The sequence below is a fragment of the Streptomyces hainanensis genome (genome assembly GCF_004348415.1).
Lineage (GTDB): Bacteria > Actinomycetota > Actinomycetes > Streptomycetales > Streptomycetaceae > Streptomyces > Streptomyces hainanensis.
Map to the genome: position 1 here is coordinate 1 of NZ_SMKI01000431.1, position 6,657 is coordinate 6,657.

Sequence of the window (6,657 nt, forward strand, 5' to 3'; positions counted from 1 at the left end):
GGCCTCTTCGCCGTCGGAGTGCCCCTCGAAGGGGTGCGCTGGACCACCGCCATCGGCGCCCGACCGGGCACCGACGCCGCCTTCTTCCACGAGACCGACCAGGTCGCCGCCGAGGTGCTGGCCCGACTCGGCCACCCCGCCCGCGCCCCCCAGGAGACTCCGCAGTGACCGGAACCACCGCACCGCCACCGAACACCGCACCGCCCGCCGCGCACCCCGGGCGCTGGGCGGAGTTCGGCCTGGCGCCCCACTCCACGCCCGCCGCCGACCCCGCGGCCGGCTACCTCGACCTCACCGGCACCCCCGCCGAGCAGGGCCGCCAGCACGGCCGCGCCGCGCGCGAGGCCATCGCCGCCAACATCGCCGCCGTCCGGCGCGACATCGCCGAGCTCTGCGCCGACGACACCGCCCGCGCCCGCTACGAGGACTGCCTCGACGCCAACGCCGCGTTCGCGCGCGCCACCGACCCCGACCAGTACGCCGAACTGGCCGGCATCGCCGACGGCGCCGACGCCCCGCTCCGCGACGTCCTCGCCCTCAACCTCCCCGCCCACATGGTGCTCCGCTGGCTCCCCCAGGAGTGCAGCCAGCTGATCGTCGCCGGCGAACACGCCGCCCCCGACACCTCGCTGCTCGCCAAGACCCGCGACATGGCGGGCAACTTCGTCGAACACGTCGTGCTCCGCCGCCGCTACCCGGACGGGCGCCGGCTCGCCGAGGTCACCGTCGCCGGCAGCGTGCTCTGGCCCGGCAGCGGCATCAACGACGCCGGTGTCGCCATGTCCACCTCCGGCGTGTGGAGCCACCGCACCGACGTCGACTGGCGCGCCTCGGGCACCGGCTGGATCCTGATCAACTCGCACGACCTGCTGCGCCGCGCGAACAGCGCCGCCGCGTTCGCCGAACTGCTCCGCGCCCAGCCCCGGATCAGCGGCCTCAACCTGGCCGTCGCCGACGCCGCCGGCGGCCGGCTCGCCCTGGAGGCCACCGCCGACGACGTCGTGGTGCGCGACCAGGCAGACCGCCACGTGCTCACCAACCACTACGTCTGCGCCGCCACCGCCCCGCTCGCCCCCACGCCGGAGGAGAACGCCTCCACCTACCACCGCGACCAGGTGGCGGGCCGGGCCCTGGACGCGGCGCGCGGCATGACCCCGGGGCGGCTCGCCGCGCTGCTCGCCGACCACGACGGCTACCCGCAGAACTCCCTCTGCCGGCACCAGGTGGCGGGCGCCGGTTCCGAGACCACCTACGCCTCGATCGCCGCCCTCCCCGCCGGCGCGTTCTACGTCACCCTCGGCAACCCCTGCGCCTCCGACCGCGCCGTCTTCGCGGAGGCCGACCGATGAGCGCCCACTCCCGACGCGCCCTCTCCCGACGTGGCTTCCTCGGCCTCGGCGGCGGCGCGCTGCTCGCCGGCACCCTCGCCGGCTGCCTCGGCTCCAACACCTCGGGCTCCCGGGCCCGCGACTCGCGGGTCGTCATCGGCCTCTCCGCGGCCGTCACCACCCTCGACCCGATGAACACCACCTCGGTCGGCACCGACCTCTCCGTGCTGTCCTCGGTGTACTCGTCGCTGGTCACCCGGCGCCCCGACCTCTCCATCGGGCCCGACGCCGCCGCCTCCTGGGACCGCGTCGAGCCCACCCGCTGGCGCTTCCACCTCGACGAGCGCGCCGCCTTCGCCGACGGCACCCCGCTCGACGCCGACGTCGTCCTCTGGAACGTCGAACGACTGCTCGACGCGGACAACGCGCTGCGCATGACCTCCAACTTCCCGCTGCTGACCGGCGCCGAGAAGGTGGACGCGGGCACCGTCGACCTGGTGACAAGCGAGCCCGACGCCGACCTGCTCGGCGCGCTCTCCTTCCTCTACCTGCTCAGCCCCGCCTGGGCCGAGAGCCACACCCCCGCCACCGCCACCATGGGCTCGGGCCCCTACGAGATCACCCGCTACAGCCCCGGCGGCATCGTCGAACTGCGCGCCCGCGACGACTACTGGGGCACCGCACCCGCGGTCCGGCACGTCACCTACCGGATCACCCCCTCCGAGGCGGCCCGCGTCTCCGGGCTGCTCTCCGGCGAACTCGACCTCGTCGCCGGCCTCGACCCCCAGGACCTCGACCGGCTGCGCACCGACCGCGAGCTGACCGTCCACCAACTCGACACCACCCGGATGGCGTTCATCAAGCTCAACACCCTCACCGGCCCCATGCGGGACCTGAGGGTGCGGCAGGCCGTCAACCACGCCGTCGACAAGCGGGCCATCACCGAGAGCCTGCTCAAGGGCACCGTCGAGCCGAGCCCCGGTCAACTCCTCACCGCCGACTACGCCGGCTACGCCGACGGGCTCAGCGGCTACCCCTACGACCCGGACCGGGCACGGGAGTTGCTGCGCGAAGCCGGCTACGGCGACGGCAACCGGCTGCACGTCGAACTCACCGTCCCCACCGGCCAGTACGTCGCCGGCGACCTCATCGTGCAGGCCGTCGCCCAGCAGTTGAGCCAGGTCGGAATCCGCGCCGACATCAACAGCATCCCGTTCACCGTCTACATGCAGAAGTACCTGGTGGACCAGGACATGTCCGACATGCAGTACATCACGCAGGCCTGGCCCACCCTGGCCGCCGGCGGCCTCTACGGGCTCTTCGTCGCCGACAGCCCCTACGCCTACTGGGACGACGCCGAGTTCACCGACGCCGTCACCGAGGCCCGCACCACCGAGGACACCGCCCGGCGGAACGAGCTCTACGCCACCGCCGCCCGCCGCGCCCGCGAACAGGCCCCGGTCCTCTTCCTCTTCCCCCAGCCCGGCATCCACGCCGCCGCGAAGGACCTGGAATGGCGGGCCCGCCCCGACGACTGGGTGCGCCCGGCCGAGATGTCCTGGAAGGGAGCCGCGTGATGGTCCGCTTCGTCCTGCGCCACCTCGGCCTCACCCTGGTCGCCGTCTGGGGCGCCCTGTCCGCCGTCTTCCTGGTGCTGCACTCCTCGGGCAACCCGGCCGTGATGATGGCGCCGGTCGGCGCCGACGAGGACCAGATCGCCCGACTCAGCCACGCCCTCGGCTACGACCGGCCGCTGGCCGAGCAGTACGTCTCCTTCTTCGGCGACGTGCTGCGCGGCGACTTCCCCGACTCGCTCACCTTCCAGCAGTCCGCGCTCCACGTCGTCCTGGAACGGCTGCCCGCCACCCTCACCCTGGCCGGCACCGCGCTGCTGATCGCCTGCGTCGCCGCCGCGGCCGCCGGCCTGTGGTCCGGCTCCCGGGAAGGCGGCGGCGCCCGCCGCGAGTGGCCCATGTGGCTGGTGTTCCTCGCCCAGTCCGTGCCCGGCTTCTACATCGGCGTGCTGCTGGTGTGGATCTTCGGCGTCCAGCTGCGCTGGTTGCCCACCTCGGGCTCCGAGGGCGCGGGAGCCCTGCTGCTGCCCGCCCTCACCCTCGCCTGCGGCGTCACCCCGCCCCTGGCCCGGGTCTTCCGCAACAGCCTCCGCGGCGAACTCTCCCGCCCCTACACCCGCACCGGCATCGCCCTCGGCATGTCACGCGCCCGGGTGCTGCGGCACGCCGCGCACGGCTCGATGCTGCCCACCCTCACCATCCTCGGCCTGGAGGCCGGCGCGCTGCTCGGCGGCACCGTGATCATCGAGAGCGTCTTCTCCTGGCCCGGCGTCGGCCAACTGGTCATCACCGCCCTGCAGAACGAGGACTACCCGCTGGTGCTGGCCGACCTCACCTTCCTGATCACCGCCTTCGTCCTGGTCAACCTGATCGTCGACCTGCTGTACGGCCTGCTCGACCCGCGGGTCAGGCACGCGAGCGAGAGGAGCTGACCGATGCGGAACCCCAAGCCCCGGCGGTTGAACGCCGGCACCGTCGGCGCCGCCGTCCTCGGCCTGATCGTCCTGGTCACCCTGCTCGCCCCCGTCCTCGCCCCACACGACCCGCTCGCGCAGGACCTCGCGCACACCAACGCCGCCCCCGGCGAACACGGCTACCTCCTCGGCACCGACCAGCTCGGCCGCGACCTGCTCAGCCGTCTCCTCCACGGCGCCCGCACCCCGCTGCTGGTCGGCGTCCTCGCCGTGCTGTGCGGCGGCGTCTTCGGCACCGCCCTCGGGCTCGCCGCCGGCTTCGCCCGCGGCTGGCTCGACCAGCTGCTCTCCCGGCTCACCGACATCCAACTCGCCCTGCCCTCCATCCTGCTGGCGCTGCTGGTGCTCTCCTTCGGCGGCCGGTCGACCGCCGTCCTCGTCCTGGTGATCGCCCTCACCGGCTGGCCCACCTACTTCCGGCTGGTCCGCTCCCGGGTGCTCGCGCTGCGCACCAGCGAGTACGTCGAGGCCTCCCTCACCCAGGGCGTGCCGGCCTGGCGGGTCGCCGTCCGCGACCTGCTGCCCGGCGTGCGCGGCCTGGTCGCCGTCACCGCCACCCTCGACCTGTCCCGGGCCGTCCTGATGGAGGCCGGCCTCAGCTACCTCGGCCTCGGCGCCCAGGCGCCCGAAGCCGACTGGGGCCTGATGGTCTCCGAGGGCCAGGGCCAGCTGCTCAGCTCCTGGTGGATCGCCGTGCTGCCGGGGCTCGGCCTGGTCGCCCTGGTGATCTCCGCCAACCTGCTGGGCGAACGCCTCGCCAGCCGCCGCCGCGGCGCCACCCACCTCCCGACAACCGCCACGAGGACCGTCTGACATGCTGCCCGACACCACCACCGTCAAGGCCCGCTGGGCCCGCGTCCAGGAGAACCTGCGCGCCGCGGACGTCGACGCGATGATCGTCCTCAAGCCGCAGAACACCTTCTACCTCTCCGGCTACACGCCGGTGATCTACTCCCACCCCGCGCTCGTCGTGCTGCCCGCCGAGGGTGAACCCGTCTTCGTGCTGCACGCGCTGCGCGCCCACTCCTCCCGGCGGGTCTCGCTGATCACCGACATCCGCCCCTACGGCCGGTGGGCCAAGGAGATCGGCCCCGACCACTGGTGGCAGGTGCTGGCCGACGTCCTCGCCGAACGCGGCCTGGCCGGCGGCCGGATCGGCATCGAGGGCGAGTTCCTGCCGCACAACCACCTCACCAGGTTCGCCGAGACCCTGCCCGAGGCCACCTTCGTCGACGCCGGCCAGGCCCTGATGCGGGCCCGCTACGTCAAGGACGCCGCCGAGCTGGAGTCGCTGCGGGTCGCCGCCGCCGTCGCCGACGCCGGCATGGACGCGGTCCTCGCCGCCGTCGCCGAACGGCGCAGCGAGGTCGAGGTCTCGGCCGCCGCGATGCGCGCCATGCAGGACACCTGGGCCACCCGGTACCCCGACCGGATCGCGATCGACTTCGGCAACCTGGAGGGCGGCGTCTTCAACTCCCTCTGGGCCTACTCCCTGGTCGGCGACCGGGTCCCGATGAACTCCGCCCCGCCCACCGACCGCCGCCCGGTCGACGGCGAGATCCAGTGGACCGTCATCTGGACCGCGATCGACGGCATGCACACCGAGAACGAACGCTCCGTCGCCGTCGGGCGCCTGAACGCCGAACGCCAGGCCGCGTTCGAGTCGCTGCTCGCCATCACCGAGGAGGTCACGCCGCACCTGCGGCCCGGCCTGAGCTGCGCCGACGTCTACGAGGCGGCGCGCGCCGCCTACCGGCGGCACGGCTACGGCGACTACCTGCCGGGCCGCGTCGGCCACGGCCTCGGCCTCGGCCCGCACGAGCAGCCCAGCCTCGGCCCCACCGACGACCTGGTACTGGCCCCCGGCATGGTGCTGACCATCGAACCGAACCTGCGGATCCCCAGCTTCGGCGGCCTCCAGCACTCCGACAGCGTGGTGATCACCGAGACCGGCTTCGAGTACCTCACCACCACCCGCCGTGACCTGATCCAGGTCTGACCGCACCCGGAGCCCTGACATGTCACTGTTGTCTGTCTCGAACCTCACGGTCTCCTTCGGGGGCCGCCCCGCGGTCCGCGACGCCTCCTGGGAGATCGCTCCCGGCGAGATCGTCGGCCTGGTCGGCGAGTCCGGATCCGGCAAGAGCGCCACCGGCCTCGCCGTCCTCGGCCTGCACGACCCCCGCACCACGTCCGTCACCGGCTCCGTCACGCTGGACGGCCAGGAACTGGTGGGCGCCGACGAGCGGACCCTGCGGGCGATACGCGGCCGGCGGGTCGCGATGATCTTCCAGGACGCGCTCGACGCCCTCAACCCGTACCGCCGGGTCGGCGAGCAGCTCGCCGAGGCGTACCGGCTGCACCACGCCGGTGCCGACCGGGCCGCCGCCCGCGCCCGGGCCGTCGAACTGCTGGACCGCGTCGGCATCGACCACCCGGAGCAGCGGGCCCGCCAGTACCCGCACCAGTTCTCCGGCGGCATGCGGCAGCGCGTGATGATCGCCCTCGCCCTCGTCAACGAGCCGGAGCTGGTCATCGCCGACGAACCGACGACGGCCCTCGACGCCACCGTCCAGGCCCAGGTGCTGGCCCAACTCGTCGCACTCCAGCGGGAGACGGGCATCGCCGTCGTCCTGATCACCCACGACTTCGGCGTGGTGGAACAGGTCTGCGGCCGGGTCGTCGTCATGTACCGCGGCCGGGTCGTCGAACAGGGGCCCACGGAACGGGTGTTGATCGACGGCACCCACCCCTACACCCGCGCCCTGGTCGCCTCCGTCC

At 73.5% G+C, this 6,657-nt stretch carries 6 protein-coding genes; all 6 read left to right on the forward strand.

Annotated features, from left to right (window positions below; translation table 11 throughout):
• Positions 1-164 precede the first annotated feature (164 nt).
• A complete protein-coding gene (locus tag E1283_RS29165) occupies positions 165-1,349 on the forward strand; it encodes a C45 family autoproteolytic acyltransferase/hydrolase (RefSeq protein WP_132821167.1) in 1,185 nt (394 codons plus the stop codon).
• A complete protein-coding gene (locus E1283_RS29170) occupies positions 1,346-2,905 on the forward strand; it encodes an ABC transporter substrate-binding protein (RefSeq protein WP_132821168.1) in 1,560 nt (519 codons plus the stop codon). Before E1283_RS29165 ends, E1283_RS29170 begins: the two co-directional genes overlap by 4 nt.
• Entirely contained in the window at positions 2,905-3,834 is a 930-nt protein-coding gene (locus E1283_RS29175; protein ID WP_132821169.1) for an ABC transporter permease, read from the forward strand. Before E1283_RS29170 ends, E1283_RS29175 begins: the two co-directional genes overlap by 1 nt.
• Positions 3,835-3,837: 3 nt before the next feature.
• Positions 3,838-4,689: an ABC transporter permease gene (locus E1283_RS29180; RefSeq protein ID WP_132821170.1), complete on the forward strand. Its 852-nt coding sequence runs from the start codon at positions 3,838-3,840 to the stop codon at positions 4,687-4,689.
• Between the two features lies 1 nt (position 4,690).
• Positions 4,691-5,875 (forward strand): M24 family metallopeptidase, encoded by a 1,185-nt coding sequence (locus E1283_RS29185; protein ID WP_132821171.1) that lies wholly within the window; start codon positions 4,691-4,693, stop codon positions 5,873-5,875.
• A 19-nt stretch (positions 5,876-5,894) separates the two neighbouring features.
• Positions 5,895-6,657 (forward strand): ABC transporter ATP-binding protein (locus E1283_RS29190; RefSeq protein WP_132821172.1); only part of this gene is annotated, 763 nt, incomplete at its 3' end.